The organism is Burkholderia diffusa, from assembly GCF_902499115.1.
GTDB classification, from domain to species: Bacteria; Pseudomonadota; Gammaproteobacteria; order Burkholderiales; family Burkholderiaceae; genus Burkholderia; species Burkholderia diffusa.
Genome location: NZ_CABVPN010000021.1, coordinates 46,343 through 71,021, shown reverse-complemented (window position 1 = coordinate 71,021; position 24,679 = coordinate 46,343). Strand labels below are relative to the sequence as shown.

Here is a 24,679-nt window from a genome sequence, read left to right as displayed (position 1 = left end):
TGAAATGAGGCGTTGCCGGCGCGGCCGGAAACGAGAACGGACATCCACGATAGAAAGTTCGTGGCACCATGTGTAGACCCATGACATTCCCACATTCTGGAGCCACGATGGATTACGCGGTGCTGCTGTCGACCTTCGAGCGCGAGGCGGGGCCGCACGCTGCCGCGCGGATGTCGCAGCAGCAGCGGCTGTACGCGTGTCTGCGCGACGCGATCCTGAGCGGCCGGATCGCCGAAGGCGCGCGGCTTGCCGCCTCGCGCACGCTGGCCGACGAACTCGGCATCGCGCGCAACTCGGTGCTGTACGCGTACGAGCGGCTCGCGTCGGAAGGTTTCGTGACCGGCACGCGGCAGGGCACGGTAGTCGCCCGGATGGGTTTGTGCGGGTCGCGGATCGCCGCTGCGGCGCCCGCCGGCGATGCGGCGATGCTGTCGCGGCGCGTCGCGCAGGCCGAGCGCGCGACGAGCGGCCTCGACGAATCGCTGCCGTTCATGCCGGGCGTGCCGGCCGTCGACGAATTCCCGCTCGCGCAGTGGCGGCGCTGCGTCGAACGCGCATGGCGCACGGCGGGGCCGGCGCAGCTCGGCTATCAGTCCGTGGAAGGCGACGCGGTGCTGCGCGACGCGATCGCCGGTTATTTGCGCGCATCGCGCGGCGTGCGTTGCGACGCCGCGCAGGTGATCGTCACCGACGGCACGCAGGGCGCGCTCGACCTGTGCGCCCGCGCGCTGGCGGACGCGGGCGACGTCGCATGGATCGAGAACCCCGGCTACCACGGTGCGCGCAACGCGTTTCTCGCGGCCGACCTGCGCGTCGAGCCGATCGGCGTCGATGCGCAGGGGCTGGCGCCGCATCCGGACGACTGGCGCGATCGTCCGCCGAAGCTCGTCTACATCACGCCGTCGCACCAGTATCCGCTCGGCGCGGTGATGAGCCTCGAACGGCGGCTCGCGCTCGTCGCGCGGGCGCGCGCGGCCGGCGCATGGATCGTCGAGGACGACTACGACAGCGAGTTTCGCCACCACGGCACGCCGCACGCGGCCGTGCAGGGGCTCGCGGACGATGCGCCGGTGATCTACCTCGGCACGTTCAGCAAGGTGATGTTTCCCGCGTTGCGGCTCGGCTTCATGGTCGTGCCGCCCGTGCTTGCGCAGCCGCTGCGCGACGCGGCGGGCGCGCTGATGTTGCAGGGCCGCGCGGTCGAGCAGCGCGCGCTCGCGGATTTCATCGAGGCCGGGCATTTCACGCGGCATCTGCGGCGCATGCGCCGCGTGTATGCCGAGCGGCGCGACGCGCTGCACGACGCGCTGGCGCGGCGATTGAGCACGCGGCTGACGGTATCGGGAGGCGCGGGCGGCATGCATCTGTCGGCGCGGCTCGACGTGCCGCTGGCGGACACGGCGCTGAGCCGCGTCGCGCAGGCGCACGGGCTGATCCTGCGGGCGCTGTCGTCGTTCTGCATGCCGGGCACGGCGCACGGCTACAACGGGCTCGTGCTCGGCTACGGCGGCGTGCCGGCCGAGCGGATGGACGCGCTCGCGCGGCGGATCGGCGAGATGATCGACCGCGCGTTGGCCGGGCGGTGACGTCGGATGCGGCGCGGTAGCGGGCGACCCGGCTTCGAGCGCGACAGCGAACGCGGAAATCCCGGAAGCAGTTGCCCACGTTTCGTCATTTAGCTAATATTCGAAACGTTAAACGAGGCCGAACCATGGACGACGTCACCCGCATCAGCGCACTGGCCAACGAAAGCCGTCTGGCCGTGATGCGCTGGCTCAAGCAGCCGCGCAAGCATTTCCCGCCGCAGCCGCATGGCGACTTCGACGAGCTCGGCGTGTGCTGCACGTACATCACCGAGAAGCTCGGCATCGCGCCGGCGACGACCACGCGCCACATGCGCATCCTCGCGGATGCCGGGCTCGTGCGGGCGACGCGCGTCGGCAAGTTCACGTACTACAAGCGGATCGACGATGCGCTGCATCAGTTGGGCCGCGATCTCCTGCAACTCTGACCTTCCCAGAGGCAAACGACATGGACGAACTCGCCCTGCTGGCCGACGCCGACCGGCGCGCGCACGCGTATCTCGCCGCGACCGGGGAACGGCGCGCCTATCCCGATGCGGCAGCGCTCGCCGGACTTGCGGCCTTCGACGAACCGCTGCCCGATACGGGCTACCCGGCCGACGACGTGCTGCGCCTGCTCGACGAGCGCGGCACGCCTGCGACCGTCGCATCGAACGGCCCGAACTACTTCGGCTTCGTGATCGGCGCGACGCTGCCGGCCGCGGCGGCGGCCGAGCGACTGATGCTTGCGTGGGACCAGTGCGCGTCGTCGTTCGCGAATTCGCCGGTGGCCGCGACGATCGAGCGGCAGGCCGCGCGCTGGGTCGTCGACGTGCTCGGGCTGCCCGAAGACAGCGCGGTCGGCTTCGGCACGAGCGCGACGGCCTGCACGCTGGTTGCGCTGGTTGCGGCGCGGCGTGCGCTGCTCGCGCGCAAGGGCTGGGACGTCGACGAAGAAGGCCTGATCGGCGCGCCCGAGGTGAAGGTCGTGCTCTCCGAGCTTGCGCACATCACGGTGAAGAAGGCGCTGCGGGTGCTCGGCTTCGGGATGAAGCGCCTGATCGTCGCGCCGGTCGACCCGCACGGCCGCATCGATCCCGCGCAATTGCCGCCGCTCGACGACATGACGATCCTCTGCGTGCAGGCCGGCGAAGTGAACACCGGCGAGTTCGATCCGTTTGCGGCGCTGATTCCGCGCGCGCAGGCCGCCGGCGCGTGGGTGCACGTGGATGGTGCGTTCGGGCTGTGGGCGCGCGCGTCGTCGAAGCGCGCGCTGACCAACGGCATCGACGGCGCGGACAGCTGGACCACCGACGGCCACAAGTGGCTCAACACGCCGTACGACGGCGCGATGGTCATCTGCCGCGACGCGGCCGCGCTCGCGACCGCGATGAACAGCGATGCCGTTTACCTGAGCGGCGCGCAGGACGCGCAGAAGAACCTCAACCTCGAGTTCTCGCGGCGGGCGCGCGGCATTCCGGTATGGGCCGCGCTGCGCGCGCTCGGCCGCGCCGGCGTGGCGACGCTGGTCGAACGGCATTGCGCGCAAGCCCAGCGCGTCGCCGACGGTCTGCGCGCGGCCGGTTACGACGTGCTGAACCGCGTCGTGCTGAATCAGGTGCTCGTGCGCGCCGGCACCGACGATGAGACGATCGCGATCCTGCAGGCCGCGCAGGATTCGGGCGACGTATGGTTCGGGCAGACGGTGTGGCAGGGGCGGCCGGCGTTCCGGATCAGCGTGTCGTCGTGGCGCACGGAGGACGAACACATCGATCGCCTCATCGCGTTGCTGACGAAGCTGCGCGGCGTGCACGCGGGCTGATCGGCGTCGCCAGGTCGCGGTAGACGACGCGCATGCCGGTGATCTCGTCCGCGTGAAAATGTCGGACAATAGCGCGGCATGCTCGCCGCGCCCGCCCGGGCGGCGCGTTCAACCGCTGCATTGACGCTGACGAGATCCCCATGTCCACGACACCTCCCCGGGAACTGCTGAAAGCCGCCGACATCGCGAAAATGGAACCGACCCGCGCGGTGCATTCGCTCAATCCCAACGCCGTTCGCCTCAAACGACAGCTCAGCGACCTGACCGGCCTCACGCAAATCGGCGCGCACCTGCTCACGCTGATGCCCGGCCACGAATCGGCCGAGTATCACCGCCACCTGTACGAGGAAGAATGCGTGTACGTGCTGTCCGGCACCGGCACGGTCACGATCGGCGAACGCACGTGCGAAATCGGGCCGGGCGACTTTCTCGGCTTTCCGCGCGGCGGCGATGCACACGCGTTGCAGAACACCGGCGACGTGCCGCTGGAACTGTTCATCCTCGGCCAGCGCCTCGAACACGACGTCTGCGAATACCCGAGAATCGGCAAGCGGCTTTACATCGCCGGCGAGCTCGAGGATTTCGTCGAGCTGCCGAAACGGCCGTAGACGCCACGCATCCGCATCGGCCGTCGTCATGCTTATGATGCGGGAACGCCACTGACAGGATTCCACGCCATGGACGCGCCGCATCCGCCGATGAATGCCCCCATCTCCGAAACGGAACCTGAAACCGAAACCGTCACCGAGCCGCGCGGGTCGCGCGTGCAGCGGCCCGTCGCGCTCGTCACCGGATCGACGTCGGGGATCGGCGCGGCCATCGCGCGACGACTGGCGGCGGACGGTTATGCGGTGATCCTGCATTCGCGCAATTCCGCTGCAACCGGTCGCGCGATGGCGCGCGAACTCGGCGCGGCCTACGTGCAGGCGGATCTCGCCGACGATGCGCAGCGCGTGCGGCTGATCCGCGACGCGGTGGCGGTGCACGGCCGCCTCGACGTGCTGGTCAACAACGCGGGCGTCAGCCGCGTGATTCCGCACGACGATCTCGCCGCCGCGACGCCCGACGTGTGGCACGAGATGCACGAAATCAACGTGATTGCGCCGTTCCGGCTCGTCGCCGAAGCGCAGCCCGCGCTGCTCGAAGCGGCGTCGAGCGGGCGCGCCGGGTGCGTGATCAACGTCAGCTCGCATGCCGGCGTGCGGCCGAAGGGCGCGTCGATTCCGTACGCGGCGGCGAAGGCCGCGCTCAATCACACGACGCGCTTGCTGGCGCGCACGCTCGCGCCGGCGATTCGCGTCAATGCGGTGGCGCCGGGGCTCGTCGATACGCCGCTGACCGCCGACTGGACCGCCGCGCAGCAGCTCTGGCGCGAGCACGCGCCGATGCGCCGCGCGGCGACGCCGGACGACGTCGCGCAGACGGTCGCGATGCTCGTCGCGTCCGATTACGTGACGGGCGAGATCGTGATGCTCGACGGGGGATTGAACCTGACGTGACCCGGGGGACAGGTGATGCGGCCGGTGCGGTGAGGCGGCCCGGCGGCGAATCCGCCAGCCGGTATCACCCCCGAGGTCAGCCGAGGCTCGACCGCAGCCGCGCGAGCGCCTGGTCGTGCGTGCGTTCGAATTTCAGCGGCGTGACCGCGATGTAGCCTTCGTCGAGCGCGACCGTTTCCGAATCCGCATCGTCGTCGCGCGGTGCGCGCGCCAGTTTAAGCCAGTGATACTCGATGTCGCGCGGATCGCGCCCCGATACGATTTCGACGCCCTGCAGCGTGCCGGTGCCCTGGTTCGTCACCTTCAAGCCGCGCACGTTGTCGGCCGGCCGCGCCGGGAAATTCACGTTGAGGCACGCGTCGCTGTCCCAGCCGGCCGCGACCAGCCGGCGAATCACGTCCGGTGCATGCGTGAGCGCCGTATGCCACGGCACCGCGTTGCGGTCGCGGAAGGCCTGGCTCAGCGCGATCGCCGGCACGCCGACCAGCATGCTCGTCATCGCTGCGCCGACGGTGCCCGAGAACACCGTTTCGGTGCCGAGGTTCGCGCCGCGATTCACGCCGGACAGCACGACGTCGGGCCGCGCGTCCTTCATCAGGTGGCTGACCGCGATCGCGACGCAATCGCCCGGCGTGCCGCGCACGGCGAAGCGGCGCTCGCCCTTGCGATGCACGCGCAGCGGTTCGTGCAGGCTCAACGAGTGCGACGTGCCGCTCTGGTCTTCCGCCGGGGCGACGATCCAGACTTCACGTGCCAGTTGCGTGGCGACCTGTTCGAGCACTTCAAGGCCGGGGGCGTCGATTCCGTCGTCGTTGGTGAGCAGGACGCGGTCGAACAGCGGGCGGGTTTCTTGCATCGGGATGATCCTCGCAGGCAGGCAATGAGGGGGAAGGCATCGCGGGTACAGCCGCAAGGCTAGCATCCCGTCGTGACGCGTGCCGTGTCAGGCAGCGCCGCGGCCGGCGCGCGGATGCGAAAACGGGCGCATGGCGCGCCCGTTTTCCGGTTCGAGGTGCCGCCCGCGCGGCGCTCGGAACCGCGTTAGCCGATTACCCGAGCAGATGCCGCAGCAGGCCGGCCGATACGACCCCGACGATGACGGTCGGCAGGATCGACAGGCGGGTCGCCGCGATCAGCGTGACGGCGAGTGCGAGCAGATCGGCCGGGCGCGTCGACACGAAGGCCGGCGCGATCACCGAGATCAGCACGCAACCGGGCACGTTCTCCATCACCGACGCCATCCTCGGGCTCAGCGTGCGGTTGCGCAGCAGCACGTAGCCGAGCACGCGCGACAGGTAGGTCGTCGACGCCATCAGCACGATGGTCGCGACCGTCGCGAAATCAGGCAGCATCGCGCGGCTCCCACAGCAGCGCGGCGATCAGTCCCGCGCACGCGCCGGCCGGGACGTACCACGCGCCGGGCACGGCCAGGTGCGTGGCGGCCGCGACGACGAGGCTCACGAACCACGGACGGCTCGCGCGCATGCCTTTCCACATCCCGCGCAGCAGCACCAGAAACACGGCCGTGAACGCCATGTCGAAGCCGTACTGCTCGACGTTGCCGATCGTCGGGCCGACCGCCGCGCCGAGCGTCGTCATCGAGATCCACGTCAGGTACAGCCCGGCGCACACGCCCGCGTAATAGGGAACGCTGATGTGCGTGGCGGAGCGCGAACGCGCGTCGGCGAGCGACATCGCCCAGCTTTCGTCGCACATGAAGAACAGCGCGGCGAACGCGCGGCGGCGCGGCAGGCGCCGGATGTACGGCGCGAACGCCGCGCCCATCAGGATGTGGCGCGAATTCACGAGGAACGACATCGCGACGATCAGCGCAATGTGCGGCGGCGACGTCCACAGATGGATCGCCGCGAATTCGGAGCCGCCGCCGAAATTCAGGCCCGTCATCATCGGGACCTCGAACAGGCTCAGCCCTTTTTGCGCGGCCTGCGCGCCGAGCACCAGCGCGAACGGCACGAAACCCAGCATGACGGGCAACGCCGCGCGCAATCCGCGGCCCATCTCGGCGACATAGGCGGGCTTGTCGCGAAGCCCGGACGACGTTGAAACGCTACTGCTCATTACTCCTCCTACGGGGAGGAGGATTGTCTGCTTTTTTGACTCGAATCGGGTTGCGTTGCGGATCGATATTCTCGAGAATTTGGCATTGAGCGAGTGATTTGCGATTTTTTTGGAATTTGATGCCAATGAAGCTTGACGCTATCGACCGGCGGATCCTGAGCGCGCTGCAACGCGACGGCCGCATGCAAAACGTGGAACTCGCGCACGAGGTCGGGCTGTCGCCGTCACCATGCCTGCGGCGCGTGCGGCTGCTCGAGGAAGCGGGCGTGATCGAGAAATACGTGGCCGTGCTGAACCCGGCGAAGGTCGGCAAGGGGCTGACGATCTTCACGCGCGTGTGGCTGAAGGGACAGGACGCCGAATCCGTGAACCGCTTCGCGGAGGCCGTCCAGCAGATGCCGGAAGTGGTCGAATGCCACCTGATGGCCGGCGACTGCGATTTCCTGCTGCGCGTGGTGGCGGCCGACATCGACGACTACCGGCGCTTCCAGATGGAATACCTGACGCGCATCCCGGGCGTGCTGAGCGTGAAGACCGACATTCCGATGCAGAAGGTCAAGCTCACGTCGGCGCTGCCGACGTGACGCGGCACGGGCGCTTGACGACGACCCGGCGAATCGTCACCGGCCGGTGACATTTGGCCGATACACTGGGGGACGAGCCGCCTCGCCGCGCGCCGGCAGCATCACGGTGCGACTTCGATGCGCAAGCAACTAACGGTCAACCGCGAAGGGATCGACGAATACGCGCGCAGCGCGATGCGATCCGCCGGGCGGTGCGTCTTTCTTGTCGGGCCATTCATGCAGCCATTCAACGATCCGTGGAATTCGCTGGAAATCGTCAAGCTCGTGCTCGGCGTGCTGACGCCGTTGTCGGTCGCGTGTCTCGGCTGGCTCGTCGCGCGCCGGCTGAAGCGGCTCGAGCTCGTGCAGTGGACCAACCAGCGGCTGATCGAGAAGCGGCTCACGCTGTACGACACGGTCGCGCCGCAGCTCAATGCGCTGCTGTGCTTCTATACGTGGATCGGCTACTGGAAAGACATCTCGCCGGACGACGTGATCCGCGCGAAGCGCGAACTCGACCGCACGTTTCACATCTACCGCTACCTGTTCGACGACGACGTGTACGACGCGTATCACACGTTCATCCACGCGTTGTTCGAGATGCATACGGGGCCGGGGCGCGACGCGCGGATTCGCTCGCTGATCCAGTCGCCGGACGGCGACCGCAGCGTGCACGGCACGTATGAGTGGAAGGCCGCGTGGTCCGAGCGGTTCTCGACCGCGAACGTGACGGACAAGGCCGATGTGGTGCGGCACTACACGCGGCTGATGGAGCGGCTGCGCGTGGCGCTCGGCGCGAATCGCTGACGATTGCTGACGCGGCAGCGCCGGCCGCCCGAGCGACGGGCGGCCGGGAGCGATGAATCAAGCGAACGCCACCGCGCCGATCACTGTTTCCTGCAAGCCACCTGATAATCGATCACGGTATTCGCCGACGGCGTGTCCGGCTCGCCGCCGGCCGTCGTCACACCGAGCACGCCGGCCGCGCTCCGATACCGCAGCGCGCAATACCCCATGCCGGTGCCCGAGCACGCTTCGGCTTCGATGATCCCGTGCTTCGCGAGCGTGGCCGCGCCGTCCAGCGGGTCCGGCCTCTCGCGCGGACGCAGCGGCTGCCAGCCACGCGAGATCAGGATCTTGCGGGCCGCGTCGAGTGGCTTGCCGTACACGTTGGGCACGACTGCACGGCCGTGGCAGTACGTGCGTTCGGCGGCGACCGCGGTCAGCCGCAAGCCGCCATGCGCTTCGCGCAACTCGCCGACGGGCGCCGACGGGCCATCGCCACCCCAGACGAGCAGCGCGCCGCTTTCCAGCAACTCGACCGAGCCGAGCTGCCAGCCGGCCGAGCGTGCCGTATAGCCGAGCGCGACGAGCGTCGTGCCGTCGAAGACGCCGACATTTGCGTTGCGCGCGTAACAGATCGCGCTTGTGCCCGGCTTGAAACCGCTCGCGAACGTGACGACCGTGTAGCGGCCGAGCGGCGCTTCCGACGTCACGATCCAGCCGAGCTTCGCTACGTCGCGGCCGGCCGCGGTTGCGGTCTTCGCACGATATTGCGCACAGAACGCGTCGAGCGTGCCGTTCTCCGGCGAGTGCGGCAGCGCGCCGAGCGGAACCAGAGACGCGCCGGCGATATCGGAAGCCGTGCGCAGCGTCTCGGCGGACGCCGCGCCGCCGAGCGCGACACACGCGAGGGCGGCGATCGATGCGACGCGACGGGCAATCGGCTGGACAGTCATGCGACGCATGTGGAGGGTCTTCGGGAAAGAACGGGCATCGACCGTTTGCGTGCGTGCCCGTCGCCGGGCATTCAAGCCTTCGCGACCACGTCGATCCGCAGCGCCTCGCCGCCGTCGACGATCGCCAGCAGACGATCGACGTTCGGGTGTGCGCCCGGGCGGTTACGCGCGTCGGCGGTGTGCTCCGCGAACACGGCGAGGCCGTGCTCGGCGGCCTTCGCGTCGAGCGTGCCGAATACCTGCTTCAGGTAGTTGTACACCGCGAGCGAGCCCTGCTTGCCCGGCTGATTCTCGATGCTGGCGACCACGTCGCCGTTCGCGCCGACGAGATCGATGCGCGCGACACCTTCGATGGCCGGCAGTTGCGCGAGGTTGTCCTTGAATACTTGGGTCGGTTGAATCACTGAAACACTCCGTCGGTTCGGTCATGGGTCAATCGGCCAGTATCTTATCCGATCGACATGCCCGCTTCGCGCGCGCGGTCGATGTCGGGGCTGCGATAGGCGCGCTCCGGAATCTCGGCGAGCCGTGACGCATGCACCTGATGCGGCGCGAGGCCATAGAACTTCTGAAAACTCATGATCAGCGGCGACCATTTGTCCGGATCGATGCGGTCCGGATGACCGTCCATCAGCAGGTCGGGATGTACGTGAACGCGCTGGATGCGCACCTCGAACACGCGGATGTGGCCGCGCAGGTCGGGTGCTTCGTCGCCGATGCCGTGCGTGGCGGCGACCACCGCTTCCAGATGCACCGGACATTCGAGCGCGCGCGGCGGTGCGATGGTCTGCGAGGCCGTTTCGGTGAGCCCGGCGGTGCCGAACTTGTCCGGTTCGTACACGTAGCCGCGTGCCTGCTTCGACTCGGGCACCGGATGCGTGCCCGTCGTGCGCGCGATGCGGTCGACGGCCTGCGCCTGCGCCGCCGACGGCAGGTTCAGCACGCATTCGCCGGTGCGCATCAGGTTGTGCGTGGTCTGCGAGCTGGCGGCGAGCCCGAGCATGCAGCGCCAGCCGAGCCAGAACGCGGACGACATCGGCGCAAGATTGGCCGTGCCGTCCGGATTCAACGTGCTGATCAGCACGACGGGCGTGCCGAAATAGAGGATGTTCGGTTCAGTGATGCGATGCGCAGCGTTCATGGTCGGTCCTTCGTTGACGGGATCAGTTCGCATGCTGATCGCGTCGCCGCCGCGCGGCGCTCCGATTCTTGTCATGTCATCCGCACGGCGCGGGCGCCCTCGGCATCGCGCGTGCTTTTCCGCTAGAGTAGGAAATCGAAGGTCGCATGTGCCGCCCACGCCGGCGCGCCGCGGCCACGTTCCGCAATTGCACACGAGGGGCCCGATGGACATCGAGCAACGCTACACCGCCAACGCGCCGACGCGCGCGGAAGTCGACGCACTGGCCGGTGCGACCGTCATCGAATTCGGCACGAACTGGTGCGGAATCTGCGCGGGCGCGCAGCCTGCGATCGTCGCGTCGTTCTCCGCGCATCCGGCCGTGCGGCACCTGAAGATCGAGGATGGCCCGGGTCGGCCGCTCGGCCGTTCGTTCGGCGTGAAGCTGTGGCCGACGCTGGTATTCCTGCGCGACGGGGTCGAAGTCGCGCGCGTCGTGCGCCCCGCCGATGCCAGGCAGATCGAGGCCGACGGCTTCGCCGCGCTCGCCTGAGGTCGTCGTCATGCAACAGGCCATCACGCATATCGGTGTCGACGCGCGCGGCAGCGGCCTCGTCGAGTTCACGCCGCAAGTGCGCGCATTCGTCGATCAGCAGGCCATCCGCACCGGGCTGCTGACCGTGTTCTGCCGCCATACGTCCGCGTCGCTGCTGATCCAGGAGAATGCGGATCCGTCCGTGCAGCGCGATCTCGAACGTTACTTCGCGACGCTCGCACCCGAAGACGACACGCGCTACGAGCACGACACGGAAGGCCCCGACGACATGCCCGCCCATCTGCGCACGGCGCTTACGCAAGTGCAGCTGTCGATCCCGGTCGAGCACGGACGCATGGTGCTCGGCACGTGGCAGGGCATCTATCTGTTCGAGCATCGTCGCGCCGCGCATCGGCGTGACATCGTGCTGCATTTGATCGGCGAGTAAGCGGGAAACGCGCAATGGGCCGCTGGAAGGCCTGCCCGTCACGCACCGCGGCCACGCTCAGCCGAGCAGCTTCTCGAGGAGCGCGCCAAGTTCGCGCAGGTGAACGGGCTTCGGCAGGAATGCGTCGAACACCCGCTGGTTCTCGCGCAGCGCGGCCGATTCGTATGCGCTGACACCGAGAATCGACGGAAACTTTCCGTCGTCGTCCGGTTGCGCGACCATCCGGATGCGGCGCGCGACTTCGAAGCCACTCACGTCCGGCAGTTCGAGATCGAGCACGACGAGGTCGTAATGCATCTCGCCGAAACGGGCGATGCCTTCCTGCCCGGTGCCGCACAGGTCGACGTCGAGGCCGAGCGCCGAGAGCATCGCGCCGAGCGTTTCGCGCGCGTTGTCGTTGTCGTCGACCACGAGCGCGCGGCGGTTGCGATGCGCGGCGGCGGCCGGCCACGCGGGTGCGTCGCCGGTCGTTTCGCTGGCATCCGGCACCTCGGCCGGCAGCGTCACGACGAACTCGCTGCCTTCGCCGACGACGCTGCGCACGTCCACGTGGCCGCGCAGCGTCGTCACGATCTCGCGCACGACCGCGAGCCCCATCCCGATTCCGTCCACATGCAGGCCGACCGCGTCGTTCGCGCGGTAGAACGGCTCGAAGATCTTCGACAGATGCTGCTTCGCGATACCGGCGCCCGTGTCCCGCACGGCGAGTTTCAGTTGCCGGCCGGCCGGCGCGTCGACGAGCATGATCGATACGTCGATCGATCCGCCGACGGTGTATTTCACCGAATTCTCGATCAGGTTCGACAGCACCTGACGCAACAGCTTGCGATCGGAGCGGATCGCGAGGTCGTGCGGCTCGACGCGCTGCGCGACGGCGATCCGCTTGGTCGCGATCTTCGCGCGCAGCGGATCGAGCACCTCGGCGAGCAGCGATGCCATGCCGACCGTTTCGGTTTCGGCGAGGCGCTTGGTCGAGCGCAGCTTGATGTAATCGGTGAGGTCCTTGACCAGCGCTTCGAGCGACGACGCGGAATTCTGCAGCCGCCGGATCGTCTTCAGGTTGGCGTCGGACTGCGGCCGCGCGAGCAGGATCTCGATCGAACCGCAGATCGCCTGCAGCGGCGTGCGCAGTTCATGGCTGACCATCCCGAGGAACGCGTTCTTCGCCTCGATCATCTCGAACGCGCGATCGGATGCCTTGCGCTCCGCATCGAGCGCGGCGTCCTGTCGTTCGAGCAGGTCGTCGCGCGTGCGCATCGTATAGAACAGCAGCAGGAACAGCGCGCAGAGGATCACGCCGAGGATGATGCCGAGCGACACGATCGCCCGCTGCTTTTCCTTCAGCTGATGGAACGTGAAATCGCGCTGCGCCATCTCGATCGCGCGGAAGTAGTTCGCAAGGCCATTGACCTTCGGCCAGTACGCGTTGACGTCGTCGATCACGTGCGGCGCATCGTTCGGTGCGTCGCGCAGCAGCGGCACGTCGTGCTTCAGGCGCGCCATGAATGCGCCGAGCACCGCGATTTCCGCGCGCGCGCGCGGGATGCGCAGCCAGTATTCGGACACTTCTGACGGCCGCTGCAGGAACCCGAACGACACCGACAGGCTGTCGAGCTGGATCTGCACGTGGTCGAAGTCGTTGTCCACGTGCGTCGAGTAGAGGATCAACTGGCGGTCGAAGCGCGTGTAGGCGTTCCGGTATTGCGCGGCCGTCCAGAACACGCCTTCGCGCGGTCCTTCCAGCACGCCCTCGTTGACCGAGGTCGCGAGCAGGTCCCACAGCAGGAATGCCCATGCGGCGAATCCCAGGATCCACAACGATCCCAGGATGAGGATGATCTTTCTGTTCTTCCACCGCCCGCGCATCATGTCGCGCGTTTACTTCACGGTCAGGCCGATGATCTGCCATGCGAACTTGGCTTCGCCGAGCGGCGTCTTCAGCTCGTCGGGATACTGGTCGCGCGGATACATGATCCACAGCGGGCCGTAGTTGTCGTTGCCGAGCACCTTGCCGTTCATCGTGCGTGCGAGGATCACGCCGTACTTGTCGGCGTCCGACACGGGGATCGTGAACGTGTATTCGTCGATGCAGCGGAACTCGATCTGCGTGCCGTGCGCGTCGACGGTCTTCAGCACGTCGGACAGGCGCGGGCCGGTGAAGGTCGCTTTCGGTGTCCAGCTCGTCGACGTGACGATCGTGTGCTGCGGCAGTGCCATCAGCGCCTGCTCGGTAAAGACGAACGTCGTCTTGCCGGGCTGGTTGCTGCGGCCGATCTTGCCGTCGACGGTGAACGTGAACGACGCGGCCCAGCTCGCGGCGGCCATGCCGAGCAGGCCGGCCGTGATCAGGGTCTTGATCCAGAGGGTCGAAATTCGCATGTGTTTCCCTTTTTCGTGTTCGTGTGGTGGCCGGTTCTCGTCGTGGTCTCAGCTCGCGGCGGCGGCCGTGGCCACCGGCTGCGTGATCTTCAGTTCGCGCGCGACTTCGGCGAACAGGATCGGCAGGCGCACCGGCTTTTCCTCGCAGCGCGCGTTGTAGTGCGACACGATGTGCGCGATCTCGTCCTCGCTCGCTTCGCCGGTGGAGATCTTGCCGGTCAGCAGGAAGATCGGCGCGCCGCCGTTCTCGCTCGAGCGGATGCCGCGCACGAGCTCGGCGGCCGTCTGGTCGCCGAGCATCCAGTCGAGGATGTAGCCGTCGAAATCCTCGACTTCCAGCGCCTTGCGGAACGACGCGCCGTCATGGTACGGAATCGCGTTCACGCCTTTTTCGATGAAGTATTCGCACACGGTCTCGGCGACGTCCCGCGAATCGTCGACCACCGCGATCCGCGCCGCGTACACGGTCGGCTGGCTCGAGCGCAGTTCGATGACGTCGACCGGATAGAGGCGGCCTTCGCGCGCGTGCTGGCGTTCGGTGACGATCCATTCGCCCTGCCACTGCAACGCGACGAAATCCGTTTCGGCCTGGCTGCTGGCCTTCGCCGAGATCGCCGCGCGGCAGCGGAAACGGCGCGACTCGATCACGAGCGTCGCGTCGATCATCTCGGCGGCGGCCGGCTGTGTGCCCTTGTCGTCGAGCAGGATCGCGGGCGGCACGCCGAAGTGCGTCGCGATGTCCTGCAACTGCGACAGGTTCCACGGGATCAGGCCTTTCATCTTGCGCGTGACGACCGAGAAACTGAGGCCCAGCACGTTCGCGATCGTCGTGTTGTGACTGCGCGGCGGAATCCCGTTGCGCGTCAGCAGATCGCGCACCTTGGTTGCGGTAATGAGATCGACATTGGCCTGCTCGCTATTGGACATCTCGACGGGGTCTCCTGGTTTTAGCGACGAAGAGCATATTCAAAAGTGACGCGATACGCAAACTTTGAAATCGCGAATCACCTTGACATGCCATTTTTCTCCATTATTATTGCTCACCACGTCACTATTGTTTGCCGCGTCAGGTTGAGGCGCCGGTGTCGACAACGGTCGGCCCAGCGAAAAGCGGCAGCCCGCGCGTGACTGAACGATACGAAGAGAGCCTGAGAGAGCCGTGGACCGCGTGTCGGCGTGGGTGAATTGTATTCGCCCCGCCGCGCGCGAGCCGGGTACGCGCTCGCGGGGTGAGATAGCGCGAAGCAGTGCGGCGCAAATAAATCGAGGGAAAAGTAAAAATGGTTCGCCGTTTTCTGGCACCGGGGCTGCTGTTGTTGCTGTTGGCCGCGTGCGCGCAGGATCCGTCCGTCACCGGCAACACGGTGCGGATCTGCGATGACACCGGGTGTTCCTATCGCCCTAAAGATCAGGTCTCCTATCAAAAAAGGGACGATTCCGACGATCGCGAGGATCCTCGCATCGTTTCATTGAAGCAGGCCGCGAAGACGCAGCCGAAGGCCGCCTACGACCTCGGCCTGCGTTATTTCCGCGGCGATGGCGTGCGCCAGGACAGCTACCAGGCACTCAAGTGGATGCGCGATGCCGCCGAGCGCGGCGACCTGAACGCGCAGAAGGCGCTCGGCAGTTTCTACCTGTTCGGCCTCGAGGAGATGGGCTCCGATCCGCGCGAAGCGGACAAGTGGCTGTCGATCGCCGCGGGCCGCGGCGACAAGGAATCGAAAAAGCTGCTCGAGCTCGCCCGCAAGGCGAAGAAGGACGACGAGGACGACTGGAAATGGCGCACGCAATGGCGTGACGTCTATTACGGCTACTGGTACTCGGGCTATCCGTACTACGGCGTCTGGCATCAGACGTACTGGTACTACTGACCGGGCCGAAAGCAACGGAGGCGGCTGCGGGGAGACCACCATCGCGCGCCACGCCGGGGGGCTTATCAAAGTTCGCACGAACACATAAGCCGAACAACGACTCTATCGATCGACAACGACATGAAGACCATCCTTTCCCAACGTCTCACTCAAGGTGCGCTGGTTGCAGCGCTTTGCGCGTCCGTCGCCGGCTGCGGCGGCATGGTGACGCCCGGCGGCCAGAACGCCGGCGTCACGGGCGCTGCCGCGGGCGGCGCGAGCGCCGGTGCGGATTCGCAACTGCGGCGCTGCGCGTCGCCGCTCGGCACGATCGCGGTCGACGACGGCCGCAATGCCGACTGGTGGGGCCCGTTCGGCAGCGCGACCAAGGTGACGAGCATCGACCCGCTGTTGCGCCTGGCCGTCCAGCAGTCGAACTGCTTCGTGATCACGTCGATCGGCAACCAGAAGAGCGATGCGCGCCTGTCGCGCATCACGCAGCTGCAGCGCAACTCGGGCGAATACCGTGCGGGTTCGAAGCAGCACAAGGGCCAGCGCGTCGCGGCCGACTACTACATGGAGCCGCAGATCGTGATCAACGATTCGCCGATCGGCGGCATCGGCAGCATGATCGGCGGGCTGATCGGCAACAGCGCGATCGCGGCGGTGGCCGGGCATCTGCAGACGAAGGCGTCGGTCGTGACGCTGACGCTGTTCGACGTGCGCTCGGCCGTGCAGATCGCGGCGTCGGAAGGCAGCTCGACGGCGACCAACTACGGCGCGGCGCTGGGCGGCCTGGGCGGTGGCGTGGGCGGCGGTCTCGCCGGCTTCTCGACGACGCCGGAAGGCAAGGCGACGGTCGTCGCGTTTATCGACGCGTGGAACAAGATGGTCGTCGCGCTGCGCAGCTACAAGGCGCAGGACGTCAAGGGCGGCCTTGGCCGCGGTGGTCAATTGCAGGTGAACTGACGTTCCGGGCCGGCGCTGCATGTCCTGACGTGCAGCACTGGTCGAACTGGGTGCATCCGGTGCATCGCGGCGTGCGTGCCAGTCTGTGCGGCACGCGCGTGAGAACGACGGCCTGGTCGGATCGAAGCGGCCGTCCAGTGGGAATCGGCAAGAGGCGGCACACCGGCGAGGCGGCGCCGACTTCGCGCATGCCTCGCCGGCGTGCCGCATCGCGCGATCAACCTTCCCGAAAAATCCCGCTATATGCACTCAACGCCGGCACCCCGCCAAGGTGCGCATACAGCACCTTCGACCCTGGCTCGAATTCCCCGCGCCGCACGTGGTCGATCATCCCGTGCATCGATTTCCCTTCATAGACGGGATCGGTCAGCATGCCTTCCAGCCGCGCACACAGACGAATCGCCTCCAGCGTGCCATCGTTCGGCAGTCCGTATTCCGGCCCGGCATAGCGCGTGTCGAGCACCACGTCCTTCTCCTCGATATCGCGCCCCAGCCCGACCAGCTCGGCCGTGTGCCGCGCGATGCGCGTGATCTGTTCATGTGTGCGCTCGGGCGTTGCCGACGCGTCGATGCCGATCACGCGGTCCGCGCGTCCGTCGGCCGCGAAGCCGACGACCATCCCCGCCTGCGTGCTGCCCGTGACCGAGCAGACCACGATGTAATCGAACTTGAAGCCAAGTTGTGCTTCCTGCTCGCGCACTTCTTCCGCGAAGCCGACGAACCCGAGTCCGCCGAGCGGATGCTCGGAACACCCGGCCGGAATCGGATACGGCTTGCCGCCCGCCTGCCGCACGCTCTCCATCGCTTCTTCCCAGCTGCGGCGAATGCCGATGTCGAAACCGTCGGCAACGAGCCGCACGTCGGCGCCCATCATTCGCGACAGCTGGATGTTCCCGACGCGGTCGTACACCGGATCCTCGTAGTTGACCCAGTGCTCCTGCACGAGCACGCACTTCATCCCGAGATGCGCGGCGACGGCCGCGACCTGGCGTGTCTGGTTCGATTGAATGCCGCCGATCGACACGAGCGTGTCGGCGCCTTGCGCGAGCGCGTCGGGGACGAGGTATTCGAGCTTGCGCGTCTTGTTGCCGCCGAAAGCGAGGCCGCTGTTGCAGTCCTCGCGCTTCGCATACAGCTCGACCTTGCCGCCGAGGTGCGCGCTCAGACGCCTGAGCGGCTGGATCGGCGTCGGGCCGAACGTGAGCGGATAGCGGGGGAAACGTTGCAGGTTCATCGACAAGCTCCGAAAGGCTGTGGGCGGGAATTCGCATCGGACGGGGGCGGCCGGCACGCCGTGTCCCAATGGAAAAATGATAGGCAGGACGGCGCGAAATGAGCTTGCGAAATTAATAACGAGGGCCTACGTTGTCGATGAGATGAGGATCAGATGGATAATTTTTGTTCGTAAAAAGTCCAGGAGACGCAATGAAATTAGATCGCGGCAATGCCTTGCCGGCCGCCGCCGCGCCGGTGCTCGACCGCATCGACCGCGCGATCCTGCGGCAGTTGCAGCAGGACGCGTCGATCTCGAACGTGAGCCTCGCCGCGAAGGTGAAGCTGAGCGCGCCGGCGTGCCTGCGGCGCGTCGAACGGTTGAAGGAGATGGGGCTGATTCGCGGTATCGTCGCGCTGCTCGACCCGAAGCCGCTGGGTGCCGGGATGCTGGTCGTGATCGGCTTCGTACTCGATCGTTCGACGCCCGAGGCGTTCGCCGAATTCGAGAAGGCCGCGCAGAAGGTGTCGGGGTGTGTCGAATGTCACGTGGTAACCGGCGAATTCGACTACTTCATGCTGGTCCGCACGCGCGACAACGAGAGCTTCAACCGCTTGCACGCGGAACAACTGCTGTACCTGCCCGGTGTGCGGCAGGTGCGTTCGTTCATGGTGCTCAAGGAGATTCTGTCCACGCATGCACTGCCGGTGTAGCGCATCGCGATGTGGTCGGCCGCGCAGGCTGCGTTGACGGCATGCGGGCCGCGGAGCGCGCCGCATCGCAGGGCAGTTCCGTCGAGAAAACGACTGGCGTGCCGCACTCTGCGTTGCCGCGCCCGTTAGCCGCCGCGTCGCCGCGCGTGACGCTCGCATCGTCACGACGCCGCGCGGCACGATCGCGTATGCTCGTCCCGTCAGCGGCGACGGCGGCTGCCGTAGCCGGATCAATCGTGTAACGACCGATCAATGAGCGAGGGCATGATGGCTAGACAGACGATGGCGGAATACCTGGCGAAGACGCTGGCGGCAGCGGGCGTCGAGCGGATCTGGGGTGTGACGGGCGACAGCCTGAACGGGCTGTCGTTCAGCCTGAGCCAGATCGGCTCGATCCGCTGGATGCATACGCGGCACGAGGAAAGCGCCGCGTTCGCGGCCGGCGCCGATGCCGCGTCGACCGGCCGGCTCGCGGTGTGCGCGGGCAGCTGCGGCCCCGGCAACCTGCACCTGATCAACGGCCTCTACGACTGCCATCGCAATCACCAGCCGGTGCTGGCGATCGCCGCGCACATCCCGTCGACCGAGATCGGCCTCGGCTACTTCCAGGAAACCCATCCGCAGGAGCTGTTCCGCGAGTGCAGTCATTTCGCGGAACTCGTGACCAACGCATCGCAGTTCCCGCGCGTGCTCGCGCGCGCGATGCGCACCGCGATCGAGGAGCGCGGCGTCGCGGTGATCGTGCTGCCGGGCGACATCGCGCTCGGCGACGGCCCGGAAGAGGCGCCTGCGTGGAGCGGCTCGGCGCCGCCGTCGATCCTTCCGGCCGACGCCGATCTCGACCGGCTCGCGGCGCTGCTCGACGCGTCGGACGCGGTCACGCTGCTGTGCGGCAGCGGCACGCAGGGCGCGCACGACGAAGTGGTCGCGCTGGCCGACACGCTCGGCGCGCCGGTCGTGCATGCGCTGCGCGGCAAGCAGTTCGTCGAATGGGACAACCCGTTCGACGTCGGGATGACGGGGTTGATCGGCTTCAGCTCGGGCTATCACGCGATGGAATCGTGCGACACGCTGCTGATGCTCGGCACGGACTTCCCTTACCGGCCGTTCTATCCGACCAACGCAAAGATCGCGCAGATCGACTGCAAAGGCTCGCAGCTCGGGCACCGTGCGCCGCTTGCGTTGGGGCTCGTCGGCACGGTGAAGGAAACGATCGCTGCGCTGCTGCCGCGCCTCACGCGCAAGACGCAGCGGCGCTTCCTCGAGAACTCGCTGAAGCACTACGCGGCTGCGCGCAAGGGGCTCGACGATCTCGCGGTGGCCGAGCCGCCGGGCCGCGCGATTCATCCGCAATACCTGACGAAGATCGTCGACGACGTCGCGGCCGACGACGCGATCTTCACGGCCGACGTCGGCACGCCGACGCTGTGGGCCGCGCGCTACCTGACGATGAACGGCAAGCGCCAGCTGCACGGCTCCTTCAACCACGGCTCGATGGCGAACGCGATGCCGCAGGCGCTCGGCGCGCAGGGCGCGCATCCGGGGCGGCAGGTCGTGTCGCTGTCGGGCGACGGCGGGCTGTCGATGCTGCTCGGCGATCTGCTGACCGCGCGCCAGCTCAACCTGCCGATCAAGATCGTCGTCTACAACAACAGCCTGCTCGGCTTCGTGTCGATGGAGCTGAAGGCGGCCGGCTATCTCGACACGAACGTCGACCTGAGCCCGACCGACTTCGCGGCGATCGCGAAGGGCGCGGGCATCTTCAGCGTGCGCGTCGAACATTCGGAGAACGTCGAGCAGGCATTGCGCACGGCGTTCGCGCATGACGGGCCGGCGGTCGTCGACGTCGTCACGTCGAAGTACGAACTGGCGATGCCGCCGAAGATCGAGCTCGCGCATGCGAAGGGCTTCAGCCTGTTCATGCTGCGCGCGATCCTGAGCGGGCGCGGCGACGAGATCGTCGAGCTGGCGAGGACCAACCTGCGGTGAAGTGGCGGAGCGGGGCGAACCGTCAGTCGTCCGACGCGTTACCTCCCGCAGCCGTCCATTCGCGCACGGCTTCGACGAACAGCCGCAGGGCGGCTGGCGGATGCCGGTTCGCCGGATAGTAGAGGCACAGGCTGTCGAATGTCTGCGCCCATTCGGGCAACACGCGCACGAGCCGGCCGTCGGCCAGATGCTCGGCGACCCGCGCGTGCGTGACCCATGCGATGCCGATGCCGGCGAGCGCCGCGTCGACCATCAGCCCCAGGTTGCCGAGCGTCATCGGCCCGTCGACGTCGACGCTCACGCGCTTGCCGTCGCGCATCAGGTCCCATCGATAGAGCGCGCCGCTTTCGAAGCGGAACCGGATGCACCGGTGGCGCGTGAGGTCCTGTGGCGTGTCCGGCGCGGGGTGCCGCGCCAGGTAGTCGGGCGACGCCACCGCGACGAAGCGGACAGCGTCGCCGAACCGCACGGCGATCATGTCGCGCGGCACGTCCTCCCGCACGCGGATGCCGGCGTCGAAGCCGTGTTCGACGATGTCGATCAGCCGCGAATCGACGACGAACTCCACGTGGATGTCCGGATAGCGCGCGACGAAGCCGGGCAGCACATGCCGGATCAGCGGGCGCGACGCGGATTCCGACGCGCTGATCCGGATCTGGCCGGACGGCCGGTTGCGGGCGGTCGCGGCGTCGTTCATCGCGTCCTCGAGATCGGCGACGGCGGGCCGCACGCGCAGCAGCAACTGTTCGCCGGCTTGGGTCAGCGCGACGGAGCGGGTCGTGCGGTTGAACAGGCGCACGCCGAGCCGCGCCTCGAGATGACGGATCGCATGGCTCAGCGCCGACGGCGACACGCCGAGGATGCGGGCCGCGCCGCTGAAGCTGCGCTGTTCCGCGATCGTGATGAAGGTCGTGAGTTCGCCGAGGCCAGTGCGCAGCATTAATTAAATTCCCTCAATAATGCATGAAATGTTACGCCGATTGTTGAGACTTATCCATCAACCTACACTCGCTTCCTCGGGCATCCCGTCAATCGTCTTCACCTTTCAGCAGGAGAAAGTCATGCAAAAGCGCATGCTTGGAAAGAGCGGCCTCGAAGTCTCGGCAATCGGGCTCGGCTGCATGGGATTGAGTTACGGCTACGGTCCGGCCACCGACAAGGCGAGCGGCGTCGCGCTGATTCGCGCGGCGTTCGAACGTGGCGTGACCTTCTTCGATACGGCCGAAGCGTACGGCCCGTTCGTCAACGAGGAGCTGGTGGGCGAGGCGGTGGCGCCGTTTCGCGATCAGGTCGTGATCGCCACCAAGTTCGGTTTCGAGAATGGCGAGCCGATGAAGGGCGTCGACAGCCGGCCGTCGCAGATCCGCGCGGTGGCCGACGCAGCGCTCAAGCGGCTGAAGGTCGACCGCATCGATCTGTTCTATCAGCATCGCGTCGATCCGAACGTGCCGATCGAGGACGTCGCGGGCACCGTCAAGGATCTGATCGGCGAAGGCAAGGTCGCGCACTTCGGGCTGTCGGAAGCCGGTGAGCAGACGATTCGCCGCGCGCACGCGGTGCAGCCCGTCGCGGCGCTACAAAGCGAATATTCGCTGTGGTGGCGCGAGCCGGAGGAGCGCATCCTGCCGACGCTCGAGGAGCTCGGCATCGGCTTCGTGGCGTTCAGCCCGCTCGGCAAGGGTTTCCTGACGGGGGCGATCGATGCGAGCACGACGTTCGATGTGACCGACTTCCGCAATATCGTGCCGCGCTTCTCGGAAGAAAACCGCAGGGCCAACGCGGGCCTCGTCGACCTGCTCGGCCGGATCGCGGCCGACAAGGGCGTGACGCGCGCGCAGATCGCGCTGGCGTGGCTGCTGGCCCGCAAGTCGTGGATCGTGCCGATTCCGGGCACGACGAAGCTGCATCGGCTCGACGAAAACGTGGGCGCGGCCGCGGTGGTGCTGACGACCGACGAACTGTCGGCGATCGAGACGGCGCTGCGCCAGATCACGATCGTCGGCGAGCGGTATCCCGCGCAGCTTCAGCAGCGCGTCGACCGCTGATCGGGCAGCCGTCGGTTGCACGGCCCGCATCGATGACGCAATCAGGGACAATCTTCACGTCGCCTTAAGTTTGCATTTCCTAGAATCGATTGATCGCCGCGCGAGCGCGGCGGACCGATTTGTTCAGGAGGATGCACGTGAAAGAACCTCGTGTCGTCGTAGCCCTGTTGCAGGCAGTCATTGGCACGTCGAAGCTGAAAGCGCAACCGCGCAAGGTTGGCCGATGATCTGGCCGAACGCGTTGCGTGTCTCGGCACTGTTCGTGCGCGAGTGGGTCGGCCGCCCGGCCGCGGTGGGCGCGTTGTGCCCGAGTTCGCGGCATCTGGCGCGCGAGATGGCCGATGCCGTGCCGGACGGCGACGGCCTCGTCGTCGAGCTCGGCGGTGGCACCGGCGCGATCACCGCCGCGTTGCTCGAACGCGGCGTCGCGCCACGGCGCCTCGTGGTGGTCGAGCGGTCGCCGGCGTTCGTGCAGCACCTGCGACGCCGCTTCCCCGGTATCTCGATCGTGTCGGGCGACGCGCGACAGCTCGAGCGGCTGCTGCCGTCCGACGCGGCGGTCGATGCGATCGTGTCCTGCTTGCCGCTGCGCACGCTGCCGCGCCAGGACGTGACGGCGATCGTCGGGCAGTGCGAGCGCGTGCTGTCAGTCGACGGCGTGATGATCCAGTTCACCTACGATTTGCGCGTGCCCGAGCGTCACCCGCTGCGCGATCCGGCATTTGTTGCCGACGCCAGCCGGATCGTGTGGGCAAATATTCCGCCCGCGCGCATCGTCACGATGCGCCGGGCCGCGATCGGACAGGCGGCGTGATGCCCACATCGTGCCGCGCTTCCTTTCATCGACCCTGCGGATGCCGTCGGCCGCGGCTCATGTCGCGGCGTCCGGCACGCGCGGCGCGGGCCGCGACGCGGCCCGCCGGATGATGCGGTCGAGCGGCGTCGCGTAGCCGCGCGCGACGGACGCGCTCAATCCGGCCGACAACACCAGATACGCGACGAGCAGCACGAGCTTGCCGTTGCCGTGCATGGTGGCGGGCGGCCACACCGTGCGCAGCGCGCCGAGCGCGATCAGGTGAAACAGGTACAACTCGTAGCTGAGCCGGCCGCTCCAGCGCAGCGGCGCGAGCGCGCGGCCCGGTGCTCGCTCGCCGCGGGCATGCGCGCCGATCAGCAGCACGGCTGTGCCGAGCGCCATCGCGGATACGCCGATCACATGGCTCTGGGCGATCGGCCACGCGAGATAGAGCACGGTCATCGCGATCGCGGTCAGCCATTGCACGGGCGCGGCCGCGAGCCGCTGCCAGCCGGCGCGTCCGGCCAGCACCGCGGTGCAGCAGCCGATCGCGATTCCGTCGAAGCACGCGAAATACGCATACAGAAACCCGCCTTCGTCGCTCGCATGCGTGAAGCGGTACACGGGCCCGATCGCGACGACCGCCAGCCAGAACGCGAACAGTCGCGCGTCGCGGCGCAGGGCGATGCACAGCAGCGGAAACGACAGGTAGAACATCTCTTCGACCGACAGCGACCACAGCACGCCGAGCGCGTAATTGACCCATCCATACGTGCCGATCAGCACGTTCATCCAGAACGTCAGCGACGCGAGATTGACGAGCCAGAACGACACGGCGACACCCTGCGGCGCGTGGTTCAAGAAGATCGGCACGCCGGTCGCCGCCAGCCCGTTGACAAGCGCGAGCAGCAGGAGCAGGCACGGGACGATGCGCGCGATGCGCGACACGTAGAACGCGCGCACGTCCACCGCGCCGAGGCTGCCCCAGCGGCGGCGCGCATTCGACGTGATCAGGTAGCCGGAGATCACGAAGAACATCGTCACGCCATAGTTGCCGTTGCGGACCACCGCGTGCACCGCGTCCCAGCCGAACATGCGCGCGACGGACGTGTCGCGCAGCGAATACGGGATGTTGAAGTGATGCAGCAGGACGAGCAGGATCGACACGCCGCGCAGCACGTCGATCCGGGCATTGCGCGGCCCGGCGCTCATTGCGGCCGGCCCGGTTGCGCGCGAGCCGGCCGCGCGGCCGGGAACGTGTCGCGTGAATGCCGCACGGTGTCGGATTGGGCGTCGGGCAGCGTGGGGCGCCAGGGGTTCAAGCAGGACTCCATCGGATCGGGGCGACATGTGCGATG

27 protein-coding genes are annotated in these 24,679 nt (G+C 67.4%); 15 read left to right on the top strand and 12 right to left on the bottom strand.

Going from position 1 to position 24,679, the window contains the following annotated elements; translation table 11 throughout:
* Positions 1-107 precede the first annotated feature (107 nt).
* The 5 genes from pdxR (at position 108) to BTE28158_RS21485 (ending at position 4,883) form a co-directional block, all read left to right on the top strand.
* Entirely contained in the window at positions 108-1,586 is a 1,479-nt protein-coding gene (pdxR, locus tag BTE28158_RS21505; RefSeq protein WP_151047129.1) for a MocR-like pyridoxine biosynthesis transcription factor PdxR, read from the top strand.
* A gap of 125 nt (positions 1,587-1,711) precedes the next feature.
* Positions 1,712-2,011 carry an ArsR/SmtB family transcription factor gene (locus BTE28158_RS21500; RefSeq protein WP_059605012.1) on the top strand — a complete coding sequence of 100 codons (300 nt, stop codon included), beginning with the start codon at positions 1,712-1,714 and terminating at the stop codon, positions 2,009-2,011.
* A gap of 20 nt (positions 2,012-2,031) precedes the next feature.
* Positions 2,032-3,384, top strand: a complete 1,353-nt coding sequence (locus tag BTE28158_RS21495; RefSeq protein ID WP_151047127.1) for a pyridoxal phosphate-dependent decarboxylase family protein — start codon at positions 2,032-2,034, stop codon at positions 3,382-3,384.
* A gap of 140 nt (positions 3,385-3,524) precedes the next feature.
* Positions 3,525-3,992, top strand: a complete 468-nt coding sequence (locus BTE28158_RS21490; RefSeq protein WP_124627681.1) for a cupin domain-containing protein — start codon at positions 3,525-3,527, stop codon at positions 3,990-3,992.
* A gap of 69 nt (positions 3,993-4,061) precedes the next feature.
* Positions 4,062-4,883: an SDR family NAD(P)-dependent oxidoreductase gene (locus tag BTE28158_RS21485; protein WP_124903197.1), complete on the top strand. Its 822-nt coding sequence runs from the start codon at positions 4,062-4,064 to the stop codon at positions 4,881-4,883.
* Between the two features lie 76 nt (positions 4,884-4,959).
* Here the strand turns inward: BTE28158_RS21485 and surE are convergent, their stop codons facing one another.
* The 3 genes from surE to BTE28158_RS21470 form a co-directional block, all read right to left on the bottom strand.
* Positions 4,960-5,739 (bottom strand): 5'/3'-nucleotidase SurE, encoded by a 780-nt coding sequence (gene surE, locus BTE28158_RS21480; protein ID WP_151047125.1) that lies wholly within the window; start codon positions 5,737-5,739, stop codon positions 4,960-4,962.
* A 193-nt stretch (positions 5,740-5,932) separates the two neighbouring features.
* The gene (locus BTE28158_RS21475; protein ID WP_162999222.1) at positions 5,933-6,235 is read right to left on the bottom strand and encodes an AzlD family protein; all 303 of its coding nucleotides are present in this window, start codon (positions 6,233-6,235) and stop codon (positions 5,933-5,935) included.
* Complete coding sequence (locus BTE28158_RS21470; RefSeq protein ID WP_059605028.1) at positions 6,225-6,962, bottom strand: AzlC family ABC transporter permease; 738 nt, start codon at positions 6,960-6,962, stop codon at positions 6,225-6,227. The genes BTE28158_RS21475 and BTE28158_RS21470 overlap by 11 nt, the downstream gene beginning before the upstream one ends.
* A 125-nt stretch (positions 6,963-7,087) precedes the next feature.
* Between BTE28158_RS21470 and BTE28158_RS21465 the strand changes: the two genes are divergently transcribed.
* Positions 7,088-7,546 carry an Lrp/AsnC family transcriptional regulator gene (locus BTE28158_RS21465; protein WP_006486309.1) on the top strand — a complete coding sequence of 153 codons (459 nt, stop codon included), beginning with the start codon at positions 7,088-7,090 and terminating at the stop codon, positions 7,544-7,546.
* Positions 7,547-7,762: 216 nt separating this feature from the next.
* Positions 7,763-8,332 carry a hypothetical protein gene (locus BTE28158_RS21460; RefSeq protein WP_151047123.1) on the top strand — a complete coding sequence of 190 codons (570 nt, stop codon included), beginning with the start codon at positions 7,763-7,765 and terminating at the stop codon, positions 8,330-8,332.
* 80 nt (positions 8,333-8,412) lie between these two features.
* Here BTE28158_RS21460 and BTE28158_RS21455 read toward each other — a convergent pair whose 3' ends face one another.
* The 3 genes from BTE28158_RS21455 to BTE28158_RS21445 form a co-directional block, all read right to left on the bottom strand.
* A complete protein-coding gene (locus tag BTE28158_RS21455; RefSeq protein ID WP_151047121.1) occupies positions 8,413-9,273 on the bottom strand; it encodes a protein kinase family protein in 861 nt (286 codons plus the stop codon).
* Positions 9,274-9,335: 62 nt separating this feature from the next.
* The gene (locus BTE28158_RS21450; RefSeq protein ID WP_124627670.1) at positions 9,336-9,668 is read right to left on the bottom strand and encodes a DUF2322 family protein; all 333 of its coding nucleotides are present in this window, start codon (positions 9,666-9,668) and stop codon (positions 9,336-9,338) included.
* A gap of 44 nt (positions 9,669-9,712) precedes the next feature.
* Positions 9,713-10,405, bottom strand: coding sequence for a flavin reductase family protein (locus BTE28158_RS21445; protein WP_059605040.1), 693 nt, complete (start codon positions 10,403-10,405; stop codon positions 9,713-9,715).
* A 205-nt stretch (positions 10,406-10,610) separates the two neighbouring features.
* Here BTE28158_RS21445 and BTE28158_RS21440 point away from each other — a divergent pair, with 205 nt between their 5' ends.
* Together BTE28158_RS21440 and BTE28158_RS21435 are read left to right on the top strand one after the other, a co-directional pair.
* The gene (locus BTE28158_RS21440) at positions 10,611-10,937 is read left to right on the top strand and encodes a thioredoxin family protein (RefSeq protein WP_124903189.1); all 327 of its coding nucleotides are present in this window, start codon (positions 10,611-10,613) and stop codon (positions 10,935-10,937) included.
* 10 nt (positions 10,938-10,947) lie between these two features.
* On the top strand, positions 10,948-11,367 hold the full coding sequence (locus tag BTE28158_RS21435) for a secondary thiamine-phosphate synthase enzyme YjbQ (protein ID WP_059605044.1): 420 nt from the start codon (positions 10,948-10,950) through the stop codon (positions 11,365-11,367).
* 57 nt (positions 11,368-11,424) lie between these two features.
* On the opposite strand, the gene atsR is transcribed toward BTE28158_RS21435, so the two are convergent.
* From atsR to BTE28158_RS21420, 3 genes are read right to left on the bottom strand one after another with little or no spacing between them, the layout of a single operon-like run.
* Positions 11,425-13,236, bottom strand: coding sequence for a hybrid sensor histidine kinase/response regulator AtsR (gene atsR / locus BTE28158_RS21430; RefSeq protein WP_151047119.1), 1,812 nt, complete (start codon positions 13,234-13,236; stop codon positions 11,425-11,427).
* A gap of 9 nt (positions 13,237-13,245) precedes the next feature.
* Positions 13,246-13,746 carry a putative pterin-binding protein gene (locus tag BTE28158_RS21425; RefSeq protein ID WP_059605050.1) on the bottom strand — a complete coding sequence of 167 codons (501 nt, stop codon included), beginning with the start codon at positions 13,744-13,746 and terminating at the stop codon, positions 13,246-13,248.
* Between the two features lie 48 nt (positions 13,747-13,794).
* Positions 13,795-14,673, bottom strand: a complete 879-nt coding sequence (locus BTE28158_RS21420; protein ID WP_151047117.1) for a response regulator — start codon at positions 14,671-14,673, stop codon at positions 13,795-13,797.
* A 353-nt stretch (positions 14,674-15,026) separates the two neighbouring features.
* Here BTE28158_RS21420 and BTE28158_RS21415 point away from each other — a divergent pair, with 353 nt between their 5' ends.
* Both BTE28158_RS21415 and BTE28158_RS21410 read left to right on the top strand, forming a co-directional pair.
* Positions 15,027-15,617: a tetratricopeptide repeat protein gene (locus BTE28158_RS21415; RefSeq protein WP_151047115.1), complete on the top strand. Its 591-nt coding sequence runs from the start codon at positions 15,027-15,029 to the stop codon at positions 15,615-15,617.
* Between the two features lie 120 nt (positions 15,618-15,737).
* Positions 15,738-16,565, top strand: a complete 828-nt coding sequence (locus BTE28158_RS21410; RefSeq protein ID WP_151047113.1) for a hypothetical protein — start codon at positions 15,738-15,740, stop codon at positions 16,563-16,565.
* A gap of 217 nt (positions 16,566-16,782) precedes the next feature.
* Here BTE28158_RS21410 and BTE28158_RS21405 read toward each other — a convergent pair whose 3' ends face one another.
* Positions 16,783-17,799, bottom strand: coding sequence for a 1-aminocyclopropane-1-carboxylate deaminase (locus BTE28158_RS21405; protein WP_124903185.1), 1,017 nt, complete (start codon positions 17,797-17,799; stop codon positions 16,783-16,785).
* Between the two features lie 191 nt (positions 17,800-17,990).
* On the opposite strand from BTE28158_RS21405, the gene BTE28158_RS21400 reads away from it, so the two are divergent.
* Positions 17,991-18,491, top strand: a complete 501-nt coding sequence (locus BTE28158_RS21400; protein WP_059605069.1) for an Lrp/AsnC family transcriptional regulator — start codon at positions 17,991-17,993, stop codon at positions 18,489-18,491.
* 267 nt (positions 18,492-18,758) lie between these two features.
* Positions 18,759-20,480 carry a ubiquinone-dependent pyruvate dehydrogenase gene (gene poxB, locus BTE28158_RS21395; RefSeq protein WP_151047215.1) on the top strand — a complete coding sequence of 574 codons (1,722 nt, stop codon included), beginning with the start codon at positions 18,759-18,761 and terminating at the stop codon, positions 20,478-20,480.
* Between the two features lie 22 nt (positions 20,481-20,502).
* Here poxB and BTE28158_RS21390 read toward each other — a convergent pair whose 3' ends face one another.
* Positions 20,503-21,420: a LysR family transcriptional regulator gene (locus tag BTE28158_RS21390; protein ID WP_151047111.1), complete on the bottom strand. Its 918-nt coding sequence runs from the start codon at positions 21,418-21,420 to the stop codon at positions 20,503-20,505.
* 121 nt (positions 21,421-21,541) lie between these two features.
* On the opposite strand from BTE28158_RS21390, the gene BTE28158_RS21385 reads away from it, so the two are divergent.
* Both BTE28158_RS21385 and BTE28158_RS21380 read left to right on the top strand, forming a co-directional pair.
* Positions 21,542-22,525: an aldo/keto reductase gene (locus tag BTE28158_RS21385; RefSeq protein ID WP_059605075.1), complete on the top strand. Its 984-nt coding sequence runs from the start codon at positions 21,542-21,544 to the stop codon at positions 22,523-22,525.
* Positions 22,526-22,748: 223 nt separating this feature from the next.
* Positions 22,749-23,339: a class I SAM-dependent methyltransferase gene (locus BTE28158_RS21380; protein ID WP_059605078.1), complete on the top strand. Its 591-nt coding sequence runs from the start codon at positions 22,749-22,751 to the stop codon at positions 23,337-23,339.
* A gap of 57 nt (positions 23,340-23,396) precedes the next feature.
* Here the strand turns inward: BTE28158_RS21380 and BTE28158_RS21375 are convergent, their stop codons facing one another.
* On the bottom strand, positions 23,397-24,533 hold the full coding sequence (locus BTE28158_RS21375; RefSeq protein ID WP_151047109.1) for an acyltransferase family protein: 1,137 nt from the start codon (positions 24,531-24,533) through the stop codon (positions 23,397-23,399).
* Positions 24,534-24,679: the final 146 nt, after the last annotated feature.